General features: G+C 68.8%; 7 protein-coding genes and 2 pseudogenes. 1 reads left to right on the top strand and 8 read right to left on the bottom strand.

Annotated elements, in window-relative coordinates; genetic code table 11:
- Positions 1-30: 30 nt before the first annotated feature.
- From AB5L52_RS44645 to AB5L52_RS44615, 7 genes and pseudogenes are all read right to left on the bottom strand, one after another.
- Positions 31-1490, bottom strand: a pseudogene (locus tag AB5L52_RS44645) (arabinofuranosidase catalytic domain-containing protein).
- Positions 1491-1639: 149 nt separating this feature from the next.
- Complete coding sequence (locus AB5L52_RS44640) at positions 1640-3292, bottom strand: RICIN domain-containing protein (RefSeq protein ID WP_369368718.1); 1653 nt, start codon at positions 3290-3292, stop codon at positions 1640-1642.
- 42 nt (positions 3293-3334) lie between these two features.
- Positions 3335-4768, bottom strand: coding sequence for an arabinofuranosidase catalytic domain-containing protein (locus tag AB5L52_RS44635; RefSeq protein WP_369368717.1), 1434 nt, complete (start codon positions 4766-4768; stop codon positions 3335-3337).
- A gap of 350 nt (positions 4769-5118) precedes the next feature.
- Positions 5119-6594 (bottom strand): annotated as a pseudogene (locus AB5L52_RS44630) (endo-1,4-beta-xylanase); the annotation flags it as partial.
- A 74-nt stretch (positions 6595-6668) separates the two neighbouring features.
- The gene (locus AB5L52_RS44625; protein ID WP_369368716.1) at positions 6669-7802 is read right to left on the bottom strand and encodes a ricin-type beta-trefoil lectin domain protein; all 1134 of its coding nucleotides are present in this window, start codon (positions 7800-7802) and stop codon (positions 6669-6671) included.
- A 57-nt stretch (positions 7803-7859) separates the two neighbouring features.
- The gene (locus tag AB5L52_RS44620; RefSeq protein ID WP_369368715.1) at positions 7860-10340 is read right to left on the bottom strand and encodes an RICIN domain-containing protein; all 2481 of its coding nucleotides are present in this window, start codon (positions 10338-10340) and stop codon (positions 7860-7862) included.
- Positions 10341-10369: 29 nt separating this feature from the next.
- Positions 10370-11995, bottom strand: a complete 1626-nt coding sequence (locus tag AB5L52_RS44615; protein WP_369368714.1) for an arabinofuranosidase catalytic domain-containing protein — start codon at positions 11993-11995, stop codon at positions 10370-10372.
- Between the two features lie 516 nt (positions 11996-12511).
- Here AB5L52_RS44615 and AB5L52_RS44610 point away from each other — a divergent pair.
- Positions 12512-13558, top strand: coding sequence for a LacI family DNA-binding transcriptional regulator (locus AB5L52_RS44610; RefSeq protein WP_369368713.1), 1047 nt, complete (start codon positions 12512-12514; stop codon positions 13556-13558).
- On the opposite strand, the gene AB5L52_RS44605 is transcribed toward AB5L52_RS44610, so the two are convergent.
- Positions 13537-13785 (bottom strand): hypothetical protein, encoded by a 249-nt coding sequence (locus AB5L52_RS44605; protein WP_369368712.1) that lies wholly within the window; start codon positions 13783-13785, stop codon positions 13537-13539. The genes AB5L52_RS44610 and AB5L52_RS44605 overlap by 22 nt on opposite strands.
- Between the last annotated feature and the right edge of the window lies 1 nt (position 13786).

The raw sequence follows: 13786 nt of genomic DNA, 5'->3' as shown, positions 1-13786 counted from the left end.
GGCGATTCAGCGATAGAGCGATTCATCGGGTCAGCTCAGCGACCACTTCTGGTTGGATCCGCCGTTGCAGGTCCGCAGCTGTACGAGGCTGCCGTTGGCGGTGGCGGCGCTGGTCACGTCCAGACACAGGCCGGACTGGGCACTGGTGACGGTGCCGTTGGCATTGAGGTTCACTACTGGTTGGTCTGGCCGTTGCAGGGCCAGGTGATGACCTTCATGCCCGGGCTGGTGCCCTTGTCGTAGGCGTCCAGGCACAGTTGGCTACTGCCGGAGTACACGGCGAGCTGGTGGGACGCGGTCGCGGTCCACGTCTGGTTCACCGCGCCGTTGCAGTCCCAGATCTGCGGCTGCGTACCCGCCGTCGTGGATGCGCCCGGCACGTCGAGACACTTGGCCGCACCCACCGCGTGCACGGCACCGGTCGTGCCGCTACCGCTTCCCGTTCCGTAGTTGGCGGCGGTGATGGCGGCCTGGACCGCGTTCTCGGTGGCGTCGGACGGATAGCCGGCCGTGATCGCGCCTTCGAAGAACTCGCCCACGCGATTGGGACTGTTGTCGCCCCCGGTGCCGAGCAGGACCGAACTGTCGACCTTCATCGGCGAGTAGCCGTTCGGCAGGGGACCGGAGAAGGTGGTGGTCAGGCCGCCGCTCGTGCCGTTGCCGTATTTGAGGGTGAAGTTGCTGGTGCCGTTGTTCTTCAGCCACGCGCTGACGAACGGATAGTGCACACCGGGGTTGTTCGGGTCCTTGTTGGAGCCGGTGTTGGTGTGGAACATGCCGTTCTCCAGGTCGGCCTCGACCCAGGGGCCGCTGCCCGTGCAGCCGCCGAACCAGCAGGCGGTGCCCCAGTAGATGGCGTTCATGGTGGCGTTGCCGGTGTCCGTGTGGGAGTTCTCGCCGCTGCCGTAGTCGAAGCAGCACCACTGGCTCGTGTAGTTCGACGAGGTCACCATGTAGATGCCCTCGGGCTGGGCGCCGGTGGGCACGCCGCTCGCGTGGTCGAGCCGGTAACCGACGCCCGGGGTGACCTTGACGCCGAACACCTGGTGACCGGCCGCGGTCACCGGCAGGGCCATGGCGTCGGCCCCGACGTCGGATCCGTTCGGACCCGGGCCCTTCCAGTAGCCGCCCCAGGAGATCGGCATGTCGTTGTGCTTGGCGGTCTGGTCGTAGATCTTCGTGATCGTGCAGGACGTGCCCGCGCAGAACGACACCTGGGAGGCGCCGTCGGCGTATCCGCCCGCGGTGAGCACTCCGATGTCGCGGTAGGTGTGGTCGGAGGCCCGCTGGATCTGGTAGAGCGGTCCGTTGTACGCCGCGAAGAGTGCCCTGGTGGTGGCGTGCGCCGTGACGCACGGCGTGCCGCCCGCCGCGTAGAGGTCGCACGGAAGCGACGCGTCCGCCGCGGGCACGGGCGCGTGGACGGCGGCAGGTGTGCCGGTCCGCGCGGAGGTGGCGAACGAGGGTGTTCCGAGCGCTGCCAGGGCCATCGCCAGGGCGATCAGGAGCACGGCCGGGAGACGCCTTCGTCGGCGATCGGTTGCTGATCCGGGCAAGGATCCGGGCAAGGAGACCTCCTGGGTGGCGGTGCCGCCGTACGACGGCACCGAAGCTGCCGGTGGCCGTGGGGAGGACGGGGTCAGCCCAGCGTCCACCGCTGGCCGCTGCCGCCGTTGCAGGTCCACAGCTGGGCGAGGGTTCCGTCAGCCGTGGCCCCGCCGGTGACGTCCAGGCACAGGCCGGACTGGACGCCGGTGATCGTGCCGTCGGAGTTCAGCGACCACTGCTGGTTGCTCTGGCCGTTGCACTGCCAGATCTCCACCTTCGTCCCCGGTGTGGTCTGGTTGTTGTAGGCGTCCAGGCACATCTGACCGCTGCCGGAGTAGACGGTGAGCTGGTTGGAGGCGGTGTGCGTCCAGGTCTGGTTGGCGCCGCCGTTGCAGCTCCAGATCTCCACCTGGGTGCCCGCGGTCGTGGTGGAGTTCGGCACGTCCAGGCACTTGCCCGCGCCGACCGCGTGCAGCGGGCCGGTCACGCTGGTGCCGCCGCCACCGCTGGTGCCGCCCGCGACCCGGTACATGACCGTGCCGTGCGCCGGTACCGAGGCGCTGATGGTGCCGGAGGTGGTCGAGGACGCGCCCGACCACAGGTCGGTGAGGGTGTAGGCGGACGCCCCGGTCTTCCCGATCGCCGAAGCGGTGGTGGTGATGGTCGCCGTGGATCCCGTCTCGTTGAACAGCGCCACCGACACGTCTCCGTTGGCGAGCGGCTTGGCCAGCACGTCCAGGCCGCCCGAGGAGGACACCATGGTCCCCTGCTTGCCGAGGGAGTCCTGGTCGACCGCGATCACTCGGGAGTTGGTCAGGAGGGACAAAGTGTCGGCGCTGGCCGACGGAATGTTGGTGCCCGCGATCAGCGGCGCGGCCATCTCTGCCCACAGACTGAACTCAGTGCGGCTCTCGGTGGCTGTCATCGAGCCGTTGCCCACCTCCAGCATGTCCGGGTCGTTCCAGTGGCCGGGGCCCGCGTAGGAGGCCAGTCCCACGTTGCTGTGGAAGATCGACAGCATGCTGGAGAAGGTCGGGCTGATGTCGCCGGTGGTGCGCCAGCTGTTGCCGACGTCCGCGCCCCAGGTCCACACGTTCTCCTGGCCCCAGTTGCACAGGCTGTACAGGATCGGCCGTCCGGTGGCCGCCAGGGCGTCCCGCATCGCGGTGTACCGGGTGCGCGCCGGCACGCCGGTGTTGTTGCAGTTGTCGTATTTGAGGTAGTCGACGCCCCACGACGCGAACGACTGCGCGTCCGTGGTCTCGTGGCCCAGGCTGCCCGGGTATCCCGCACAGGTCGCGGTGCCCGCGGACTCGTAGATCCCCAGCTTCAGCCCGAGCGAGTGCACGTAGTCCGCGGTGCCCTTGATGCCATCGGGGAACTTCGCCGGGTCCGGCACCAGGTGGCCGCCGGAGTCCCGGCTGTTGGTCATCCAGCAGTCGTCGATGTTGACGTACGAATACCCGGCCGCCTGCATGCCGTTGGTGTGCATCGCCTGGGCGGTGGACTTGATCAGCGACTCGGTGACGTCGCAGCCGTACGCGTTCCAGTCGTTGAAGCCCATCTGTGGGGTCGGCGCGAGCCCGTTGCCGAGTGCGGCGGCGGGCCCTGCCGTGCCGAGGGAGAGGAGGGGTGCGGTCGCGGTGAGCAGCACGGCCGAGAAGGCGAGCGCGAGGGTTCTGCGCAGGGAACGCAGTGGGGACAGCGACCGAGGACGCTTTACTCTGGTAGTGGTCGTGGGCATAAGTCATCGACTCCTGGGGCGGGTTGGGGAGCTGGGTGCGGGTCAGCGGTAGCCGGCGGCGGTGATGTTGGCCTGCACCGCGTTGTCGGTTGCGTCGGAGGGGTAGCCGGCGACCACGGCTCCCTCGTAGAAGGTGCCGGCGCTCAGGTTGGCGCCGCCGCCGGGCTTGCAGCAGTCGCCGCCGCTGCCCAGGACGATGGCTCCTTGTTTCTTCATGGGGCTGTATCCGCCGGGCAGCCCGCCGTCCCACAGGGTGGTCAGGCTGCCGGACTGGGCGTTGCCGCCCTTGAGGGCGAACCTCGTCGTGCCGTTGTTCTTCAGCATCGCGGTGACGAACTTGCTCGGAAACGCCCGCTGGTTGGGGTTCCAGGACTGGCTGCCGCCGGGGTACAGGCCCCATTCGAGATCGGCCTGCACCCAGGGGCCGCTGCCCGAGCAGCCGCCGAACCAGCACTGGGTGCCGAAGTTGATCGCGTCCATCGCCCCGGCGGCATCGGCCTTCCTGGTCGTCTCACTGTTGCCGTAGTCGAAGCAGCAGCCGCTGTTGACGTGGGTGCCGCTGGTCACCATGTACGCGCCCTCGGGTACTGCACCGGTCGGCACGCCCGTCAGATGGCCGTCCCGCCAGTAGCTGTTGCCGGGGTTGATGTACAGCGAGTACGCCTTGCTGCCGCCGGCCGTCAGCGACTCGGACGTCGCCTTGGCCGGGCTGCTCTGACTCGACCCCGGGACCTGGGCCGATCCCTGGTACCACAGGTCGTTGCCGTGTCCGGACTGGTCGCGGACGACCGTGATCACGCACGAGGTGCCCGCGGAGAACGCGTCCTGCGCCGCCGCGTCGGCGAAGCCGCCCGACGCCAGGACGCCGATGTCCCTGGTGGCGTTGTCCGAGGCGCGCCTGACCTGGTAGAGGGAGCCGTTGTACGAACCGTAGAGCGCCCGCACGGTGCTGTGCGCGGCCGCGCACGGCGTACCGCCCGCTGCGTAGATGTCGCACGGGCCCGACCCGCCCGCCGGGGGTGGAGGCGGAGGTGCCGACGTGGTCCACTTCTGGTTGCTCTGGCCGTTGCAGGTCCACAGGATGACCGCGGTGCCGTCGGCCGTTGCCGCCCCGCTCACATCCAGGCAGAATCCGGAGGCGACGCCGGTGACGGACCCGTCGGAGTTCTGCCGCCAGACCTGGGTCGCCCGCCCGTCGCACCCCCGGACGACCACCGGGGCTCCGGGAGCCGTCCGGGTGTCGTAGGCGTCCACGCACCGGGTGCCGTTCATCGTCCTCAGCTCACTCGCCGACGTGAACTCGAACGCCTGGTTGGCCTGGCCGTTGCAGTCCCAGATCTCCAGCCCCGTGCGCGGCGTGTCGACGTTGCCCTTGACATCCAGGCACCGCCCCGACGGCGAGCTCACCAGGGCTGCCGCGGACATTGGCACCGACCAGGTCGGCGCGGTCGCCAGCAACATGGCCAGCAACGCCATCACGGATACTGCGGCCGCAGCCGGTAAGCGCGATGCACGAGCCGCGGGGCTGCGGTGCGGAGCGGATGGAGGCTGCATTCTGTGTCCTCGGATATGCGGGGGAGGGAGGGGATGGAGAGTGCCACTGCACGCACAGGGAACACTCAGACATCCCATGTCACATAGTGATCCCACAGGGTCATGGGCCTGTCAATAGAAGTTTCCGAGTCGTCCAGAGCGTGATCCATCCCATGTTTTCCCTGGTCAGACCGCTCTGAGGGCAGCCGAAACCCGCGTCCGGCGACGACCGGAGTGCCGGACGCAGGCGTTCCTCGGGGATCAGGTGCGAGCGCTGGGTGCCGAGCGCCTCACCTGAAATTCCAGTGCTGGTTGGCACCGCCGTTGGAGTCCCAGATCTGGACGGCGCTCCCGTTGGCGCTCTGGCCCGCGGGGACCTCCAGCTCCCGGCCGGACGCGGCATTGGTCAAGGTGTAGGAACCGTCGCCGTTCCGGCTCGCCCGCCAGTGCTGGTTCGCGCCGCCGTTGGCGTCCCAGATCTCCATCCGCGTGCCGGTGCCCGTCTGCCCGCCCGGCTCGTCCAGCACCCGCCCACTGGCGATGTTGGTCAGCGTGTACGAGCCGTCGCTGTTCTGACTCGCCCGCCACTGCTGGTTCGCGGCGCTCCCGTTGGCGTCCCAGACCTGCACCGGCGTGCCGTTCCCGGTCTGCCCGCTCGGCACGTCCAGCACCCGCCCTGCGGAGGCCGCGCTCACCTGGTACACCTGGCCCGAGACGATGCCGCCGCCCGGGTTGCCCGTTCCGCCGCCGCCCAGCGCGGACAGGGCCGCGTCGTAGGCGGGCTTCTTGTTGCCGTTGTTGTCGAACAGCAGCGGATTCTCCCCGCTGCGCCAGGAGTCGCTGTCCCGGATGCCCCACACGGTGATGCCGGTGCAACGCGCCACGTTCATGCACGCCTTGACGGTGTTCGCGTAGGCGCTTGCCGGCGCCTGCGCGATGTCCAGCTCGGTGATCTGTACGTCGACGCCGAGAGCGGCGAAGTTGGACAGGGTGGTCTGGAAGCTTGCGGGCGGGCCGCCGGTGCCGAAGTGGGACTGGAATCCGACGCAGTCGATGGGCACGCCCCGGGACTTGAAGTCGCGCACCATGTTGTAGACGCCCTGGGTCTTGGCGTCGGACCAGTTCTCGATGTTGTAGTCGTTGTAGCAGAGCTTGGCAGCCGGGTCGACGTTCCGGGCGGTGCGGAACGCCTCCTCGATGAAGCCGTTGCCCAGCACGTCGTGGAACACCGAACTGCGCTGCTGGCCGCTGCCGTTGTCGGCGAACGCCTCGTTGACCACGTCCCAGGCGTAGATCTTGCCCTTGAAGTGGTTCATCTCGGTGGTGATGTGGTTGTCCATCACACCGCGCAGGGTGTTCGCGTCCCTGATGGAACTTACCCAGGACGGGAGTTGGGAGTGCCAGACGAGCGTGTGTCCGCGCATCCGCTGCCCGTGCGCGGTGGCGTGGCTGACGATCTGGTCGCCGGGCCCGAAGTTGAAGTTGCCGCGGGAGGGTTCGGTGGTGTCCCACTTCATCTCGTTCTCCGGGGTGATCATGTTGAATTCCCGGTCGAGGATGGTGGAGTACGTCGAGTCGCCGAGCCTGCCCGCGGCCACCGCCGTGCCGAAGTAGCGGCCGCTCTCGGCCGCTACCGCGCCCAGGGTGCCGGAGGCCGCGTGAGCGGCGGGGTTCGCGGGGCCGGCCAGGGCCAGAGCCGTGCCGGCTGCCAGTACGGCGGCCAGGGCCAAGGCCTTGCGCGGACAGGGCTCTGCGTTGAGCCAGAACATGACGGATCGTTCTCCTTGTGTGTGGGGGAGAGACACCGACCACAAGCCGGTGCCGGGGTCGCGAATCGGGCCGGTCACAAGGCCGAACTGACCGGCAGTGCGCTCCACTGCTGGTTGGCTCCGCCGTTGCAGTCCCACAGGACCAGTTGCGTGCCGTCGGTGGCAGACGCACCGGGGTCGTCGAGACAGCGACCGGAGACCGGGTTGCGGTAACCGCCGTTGTAGGCCTGCCACTGTTGGTTGCTGCCGCCGTTGCAGTCCCAGATCTCGATCTTGGTGCCGTTGGCGGTGCCACCGCCCGTGGCGTCGAGGCACTTCCCGAGCGCCCGCAAGGTGCCGTCCGAGCGCGCGGACCACAGCTGCGCGTCGCCGCCGTTGCAGGACCAGATCTGCGCGGCGGTCCCGTTGGCGCTGTTGCCGCCGTTGACGTCCAGGCACTTCCCCGCGACCCCGGAGTGCACCGGCTCGCCCACGGAGACCGGCGGCTTGATCCAGCCTGCGGCGTCCGCGGCCTGGACTCCGGCGTTGAAGGCGTCTGCCATCTTGCTGTAGCCGTTGTCGTTGGGGTGGAAGGGGTCGGACAGGTCCGCGGTGGTCAGAGCGCTCATGTCCACCAGGCGCACATGCTTGCCGGCAGCCTGCTCGGCCTGGACGATGCCGGGCAGCTTGGCGTTGAACGCGGGGCGGGTGGCCTCCTCGGTGCTGCTGGTGGAGACGATCACGGTGCCGACGAGGACCGTCGCGTCAGGGGCGTCGGCCGTGATCTGGTCGATGAGCGCATGGAGCCGTTCGGCGGCGGGGTCAGCCTGAGAGCCGCCGTTCAGATCATTGGTGCCGATCTCCAGGGTGACCACGTTGGGCCGGTACCGGGCCAGCACGGAGTCCGCGATGCCGGCTATCTCGCCGATATGCCAGCCGGAGTGGCCCTCGTTGTCCGGGTCGGACATCGTGCCGTTGCGGCCCGACCCCACGAAGTCCAGGGCATGCCCGTCGTTCGCCAACCGGTTCCACAGAAAGCCCCGGTAGCCGTTCCCGGACGAACTGCCGACGCCCCAGGTGATGGAGTCGCCCAGCGGCATCAGCCGCAGGGAGGTGGGCGCGGCGGCGGCCGCTGATCCGGTGCCGGTGACGGCCGCCGCGGGCATCGCGGTGCCGGTGCCGATCGCTGCCGTCAGCGCGACGGCCAGGAGTGCCGTGGACTTCTTCATCTTTGATCCTCACTGGGTGCGGGACAGTGGGTGGGGGTTAACGAGCGGGTGAGTCGGTCAGCGCGGGGTGAAGTCCTGGTTGCTGCCGGCCGTGTTCTTGCAGGGCCATTGGTCGAGCTGCTGACCGAGGTTGCTGCCGCCGCCGTGGACGTCCAGGCACAGGCCGCTGTTCTGGTCCTGGAAGGAGTACGAGCCGTCGGACTGCTGCACCGGCAGCCACAGAGCCCCGGCCGCTCCGCTCGGGGCCTGCTGTACGACGTCGGGCGTTCCGGCGGTCGTAGAGCCGCCCGACACCGCCACGACCAGCCCGGAGTTCTGCGCCTGCAACTGCCCGTAGCCGCCCGCGGCCGGCACGAACTGGAACTGCTGGTTGCTCTGCCCGTTGCAGGTCCACTGGTCGATCGCGGCGCCCGCGCTGCCGGAGTTGCCGTACGCGTCCTGGCACAGACTGCCGCTGCCGGTCACCAACTGGTGGTATCCGGTGGGGAAGCCGCCACTGCCGCCCGAGGAGTGGACGCCCGCCTGCTGGATGACCTGCTGCGCGCCCGACGGCCAACTGGTGCCGCTTGCCTGGACGTTGTCGTTCAGGAGGTTGTTGTGCGGAGGACCGGTGGCCACGTACGTGTTGCCGCCGATGTACCAGTTGCCGGAGAACATGCTGTCGTCGGTGTGGTTGTTCGCGTTCGCGTTGGTGAGCGCCCAGTTGCCGGCGTCCTGCACCACGTTGTTCGACACGTTCAGGTAGCGGGAGCCCTCATCGAGGTACAGCGCGGTGGTGCGACGGTTGTCGTACATGTAGATCTCGGAGATCACCGAGCCGGGGTTCGCAGACAGGTTGTAGATGCTGCCGCCGTCGAACATCGCGTTCTTGGTGTCGAAGATCAGGTTGTGGGAGACGGTGTTGTTCTTCAGCGTCGTCGGGGTGCTGTACACGGGCTGGTAGTTGTACGTGCCCCGGTTGACGTAGTCCTGGCTGCCGCCCGGGTCGTTGGCGCCCCAGCCCCAGCCGATGTCGATGCCGTCGTAGGGCAGGTGGTCGCAGTGGTTGTGGGTGATGGTGGCGTTGGTGACGGAGGTGGACAGGATCGCGGCGGTCTCCTTGTAGTCGGTGCCGACCCCGCTCACCTTGTTGTTGCTGATGGTGATGTTCTGGTTGGTCATCTGCGGGTTGCCGGGGTGGTGCGCGTCCGGCTGGATCCCGCCGTCCTGGATGCCGCTGCCTGCGATGTCGGTGAACGTGTTGCCGGTGATGGTGACGCCGTTCGCGCCGAGTCCGGTGCCGGAGGCGTTGGCGACGCCGTCGTTGCCCACGCCCAGCCCCGCCTGTCCGAGCTCGGAGAAGGTGATGCCGCTCGCGGCCGACACCTGGACGGCCGCGGGCATCTGCGCCCAGTGGATGCGGGTCGCCTCGAACTGCGGACACCCCGACTTGCAGGTGCTGAGCCAGTTGGCGGGCACCGCGTAGGCGCCGGTGATGTGCGCGCCGCTCTGCTGGTCCGCGTAGCCGTCGGAGCCGCTCGGGTCGAGCCAGGAGGTTCCCGTGAACCGGATGCCGGAGAAGCGCAGCCCCCTGGCCGGTGAGCTGTAGCTGCCGGCGATGCCCAACAGGCTCTGCAGTCGGGGCAGTTCGATGTCGAGACCGCTCGGATTCTGTCCTTGCTGGGCCCGGTAGTAGAGGTCTCCGGTGGACGCGTCGAGGTACCACTGCCCGGCCTGCTTCAAAAACGCGTAGTTGTTCTCCAGGTACATCGTCCCGCCGGCGAACGGCGCGTTGATGGTGTCGTAGCCCCACGAGTTGTTGTTCCATGCGGGCTGCTGCATGGTCACCGTCCTGCCGCTGATCGACTGGACCGGCGCGTAGCGGTCGGTGAAGGAGTCGATGCTCTCGACTTCCATGTGGCTCTGGTCCGACAGGCCCGCCAGGTAGTCGAGAGGCGAGTCGGTGATGGTCAGGCCGGTCTGCGTGAAGCTGAAGGCCGAGCGGGGCACCTGGATCGCCGCCCTCGGCGCCTCCTTGCCGTTCACGTACACCTGGCGGGTGTTCACGCCGGTGCCGACGTGGGCCGACCAGATGTCGTTACTCCGATCATGCACCTGCCAACCAGGCACCTGCTCGGCACCGGTCACGACCGGCTCCTGCCCGGGCATGGCCTGGTAGCTGATGGTGTGGCCGTTCTGGCCGCCGTCGCCGGAGCCGAAGGCCAGCGGCTCGGACAGCCGGTAGGTGCTACCGGCCAGGTGGACGACGACGTCTGAGCCGGCCGAGAGCTGATGCGCGGGCTGCCGCGCCTGGTCGATGGTGGCGAACGGCTGCTGGGCGCTGCCGTCCCCTCCAGGGGACGCACCCGGCGCCACGTACAGTTCGGCGACCGCCGCCCGGGGCTCGGCCGGTCCGGCACTCGCGGTCCCGGCGGTGGCCATGCTCCCGGCCAAGAGGGCGAGCAGGCCGTCGGGGACGGCCCAGAGGCCGCGCAGCGCTCTGGCTCCGGGTTTGGCTCTGGGGCTGGCTCTGGGACTGAGTCTTCTGGCCCTGGACATCGTCATCTTCCTGTCTGGAGACGTTCCGGTCAGCCGAGACGCCATCGCTGGTTCGATCCGCCGTTGCACGGCCAGAGTTCGGCCAGGGAGCCGTTGGTCGTGGAGGCGCCGGTGACGTCGAGGCAGAGCCCGGACTGCATGCCGGTGACGGTGCCGTCGGAGTTCACCTGCCACTGCTGATTGGTCCCGCCGTTGCACGGCCAGGTCACCACCTTGGTACCGGCGGACGTCTGGTTGTCGTACGCGTCCAGGCACATCTGGCTGCCGCCGCTGTACACGGTCAGCTGGTTGGAGGACGTACGGGTCCAGGTCTGGTTGGCGGCGCCGTTGCAGTCCCAGATCTGCAGTTGCGTACCGGCCGTGGTGGACGCCCCCGGCACGTCCAGGCACTTCCCCGCGCCCACCGCGTGCAGCGGACCGGTGCCCGTCCCGCCCGAGGAGTTGCTGTACCCGGCCGCGGTGATGTTGGCCTGGACCGCGTTCTCGGTGGCGTCCGAGGGGTAGCCGGAGGTCATCACTCCCTCGTAGAAGGTGCCTTGGGCGCCCTTGCTGTTGTCGCCGCCGGTGCCCAGGATGATGGCGCCCTGTTTCCGCATCGGGTTGTAGCCCGCGACGTTGGGGCGCGGCCCGTCGTAGAAGGTGGACAGGCCGCCCGACTGGGCGTTGCCGCCGCGGATCGCCCAGTGGTTCGCCCCGCCCTTGATGATGGCGGTCGTATACCGGTAGTTGATGGTCGGGTCGTTCGCGTTGTAGTGCTGGTTCACCCCGGAGAACAGGCCGTTCTCCAGATCGGCCATGATCCAGGGGCCGTTGCCCGACCCGTAGCCCCAGACCTTGATGTTGCCGAAGTAGATGGCCTCCATGGTGCCGTTGCCGTCGTCGTTGCTGTCCGTTTCGGCGTTGCCGTAGTCGAAGCAGCAGCCGCCGTTGTAGTGCGTGCCGTCGAAGATCGCGTACATGCCCTCGGGGTTGTCCCCGGTCGCGATGCCGTTCGTGTGGTTGTTGCGGTACCCCGTGCCCGGCGCCACGAAGACGCCGTAGGCCTTGTGGCCTCCCACTGTGGTGGGCGCGGCGGTCGCGTTCGCGAGGTCGTCGGGGCCGCCCGCGGCACCGCCGCCGGGCGCCTGGGTGAGGTTGTTGTTGCGCCCCGACTGGTCATAGATGACCGTGATCAGGCAGGTCGTCCCTGAGCAGAACGAGTCCTGCGCGGCGGCGTCGGCATACCCGCCCGCGCTCAGCAGACCGATGTCCCGGGTGGCGTTGTCCGAGGCGCGACGGACCTGGTAGAGCGGTCCGTTGTACGCGGCGTACAGCGCTCGCGTCGTGCTGTGCGCCGCCACACAGGGCGTGCCGCCTGCCGCGTAGAGGTCGCACGGCCCGGACGTGGCGGCTCGGGCCGTGTGGGCCGTGTTTGTGGCGGCTTGGGCCGCGTGGACCGTTGTCGTGGCGGCGACCAGTGTGCCGGCGACGAGCGCGGCCGCGGCCCCGGTCCGGACGAGCCGAGTCCACCGGGAGCGGGACGAACGCCCCGGCGGATGGCCGAGTTCATGGTCCCGCACATTCTTCGGCCGCCCGAGGCGTCGTAACGCCGCAAGCAGCCAGGGGACGCCCTCGCGCCCTGACAGCGGGCGGCGTCGTGCAGGTGTGGTTCCCATCTCATCTCCCTACCGCGCCGGCGCAACCCGGTCGGGTTGTGCGAGTGGCGCTGTGCTCCGGAAGCGCTTGCGTGCCGTGCTTCAGCGAGATTACAGAGAGGTTTCGGAGGGAGACGGTGCTCCTGGCCACACGGGACTGTCAAGGGGGAGGTGTCTCTCGACTCAACCTTGTCGCGGAATCGATTCGATGGCTGATTCCGGCGGATCGAGCGCCTGTCTGCTGTCGGGCGGCACCGTTCGGCAGGAGACAGCCGCCGGTGTGACCGGTGGCCTCCGTAGGCATTGACCGCGTATTTCAGCGGCGTACACCGTTGACCCCGTCCCCCGGTTGTAGCCTTCCTTCGAAGCGCTTGCGCGGAATCGATTCGATTCACGCCTTTCGGTACCACGTGAATCGTCCCGCCGGAAGCCAAAGGTCTCAGTAGCCCCAGTAGTCCTCCCCGCTCCCTGGCCCAGGAGCGAACCGATTCGTACGCGGTAACCTTGCGGGCCTGTCGGCGGGTTCTTGGGAGCTGCATGAACATCGGGGAGATCGCCCGGCGCGCGGGCGTGTCACGGAGCACGGTGTCGTACGCGCTCAGCGGCAAGCGCCCCGTCGCGACCAGCACTCGCAGACGTATCCAGGACGTGATCGACGAGTTGGGCTATCGGCCCAACGCTGCCGCGAGGGCGCTCAAGGAGGGGCGGACCCGCACGATCGGTCTCGTCATCCCGCCCGCGGGGAACCGGCTCACGCACATGCAACTGGACTTTGTCGCCAGCGTGGTCGACGCCGCCGCCCGGGTGGATCTGGATGTGCTGGTGTCCCCCTCCGGCCGGGATCACGACCGTTCCTTCGAGCGGTTGATATCGGTGAGCCGCGTGGACGGTGTGATCCTCATGGAGATCAGCCTGGAGGACTCTCGTGTCCGTCGTCTGCAGGACGCCGGGCTGCCCTTCGTCGGCATCGGGCACACGGCGGGCGACCAGGAGATGTCCTGGATCGACGTCGACTATGCCGGCCTGGTCCGGCACTGCGTGCGGCACCTCGCCGATCTGGGGCACCGCCGGGTGGCTCTGGTGACCCGCTCCCCCGAGCTCGTCGCGGCGGGTTACGGCCCCGCCCACAGGGCCAGGGAGGGCTTCGAGAAGGCCCTCGCGGAACGGGGGATCGACGGCGTCGAAGTGCCGTGCGGGGACGATGCCCGTTCCGGCCGGGAATGCGTCACCACGCTCCTGGAGAGTCATCCTGATCTCACCGCTGTCACCACCATCAACGAGGCCGCCCTGCCCGGTGTCCAGAGGGCGTTGGCGGACGCCGGTCTCGAAGTGCCGTACGACTTCTCCCTCACCGCGGTGGCGGGCAGGACGTGGGCCGAGGACTTCCACCCGCCGCTCACGGCGGCGGACGTACCGGCCCTGGAGATGGGCGAGAAGGCCGTATCCCTGCTGGTGGAACGCATCACCACGCCGGACGGCCCGCCTCGGCACATCCTGCTGGCACCGTCGATCTCGCTGCGCTCCAGCACAGCCGCCGCTCCCGTCGGCCGCCGGGCGTGCAGTCATCCGAACGGGGTGCGGTAGGAAGGGACTCGGGTGCACGGGTCGAGCCGGAGGGTGAGGCGGATCGTGGTGGAGCGGGGCAGTTCCACCCTCAGCCAAGGTCCGTCGACGGTCGCCGACGCGACGGTCACGGTCGGCGGGGTGTGACCGTAGTCGTACAGTTCACCGGTCCAGGACGGGTCCGCGCAGACGGTGTGCTCCACCGAGCGGACGGTGTGTTCGGCGAACGCGCCGGCCTGGACGATCACC

Source organism: Streptomyces sp. CG4 (genome assembly GCF_041080655.1).
GTDB lineage: Bacteria > Actinomycetota > Actinomycetes > Streptomycetales > Streptomycetaceae > Streptomyces.
The sequence above is the reverse complement of the archived record's forward strand: the minus strand, read 5'-3'. Positions and strand labels throughout refer to the sequence as shown.

Coding starts and splice junctions, on each gene's coding strand:
- AB5L52_RS44625 (WP_369368716.1), bottom strand. CDS start 7,802: ATGAAGAAGTCCACGGCACTCCTGGCCGTCGCGCTGACGGCAGCGATC.
- AB5L52_RS44640 (WP_369368718.1), bottom strand. CDS start 3,292: ATGCCCACGACCACTACCAGAGTAAAGCGTCCTCGGTCGCTGTCCCCA.
- AB5L52_RS44615 (WP_369368714.1), bottom strand. CDS start 11,995: ATGGGAACCACACCTGCACGACGCCGCCCGCTGTCAGGGCGCGAGGGC.
- AB5L52_RS44620 (WP_369368715.1), bottom strand. CDS start 10,340: ATGTCCAGGGCCAGAAGACTCAGTCCCAGAGCCAGCCCCAGAGCCAAA.
- AB5L52_RS44610 (WP_369368713.1), top strand. CDS start 12,512: ATGAACATCGGGGAGATCGCCCGGCGCGCGGGCGTGTCACGGAGCACG.
- AB5L52_RS44635 (WP_369368717.1), bottom strand. CDS start 4,768: ATGGCGTTGCTGGCCATGTTGCTGGCGACCGCGCCGACCTGGTCGGTG.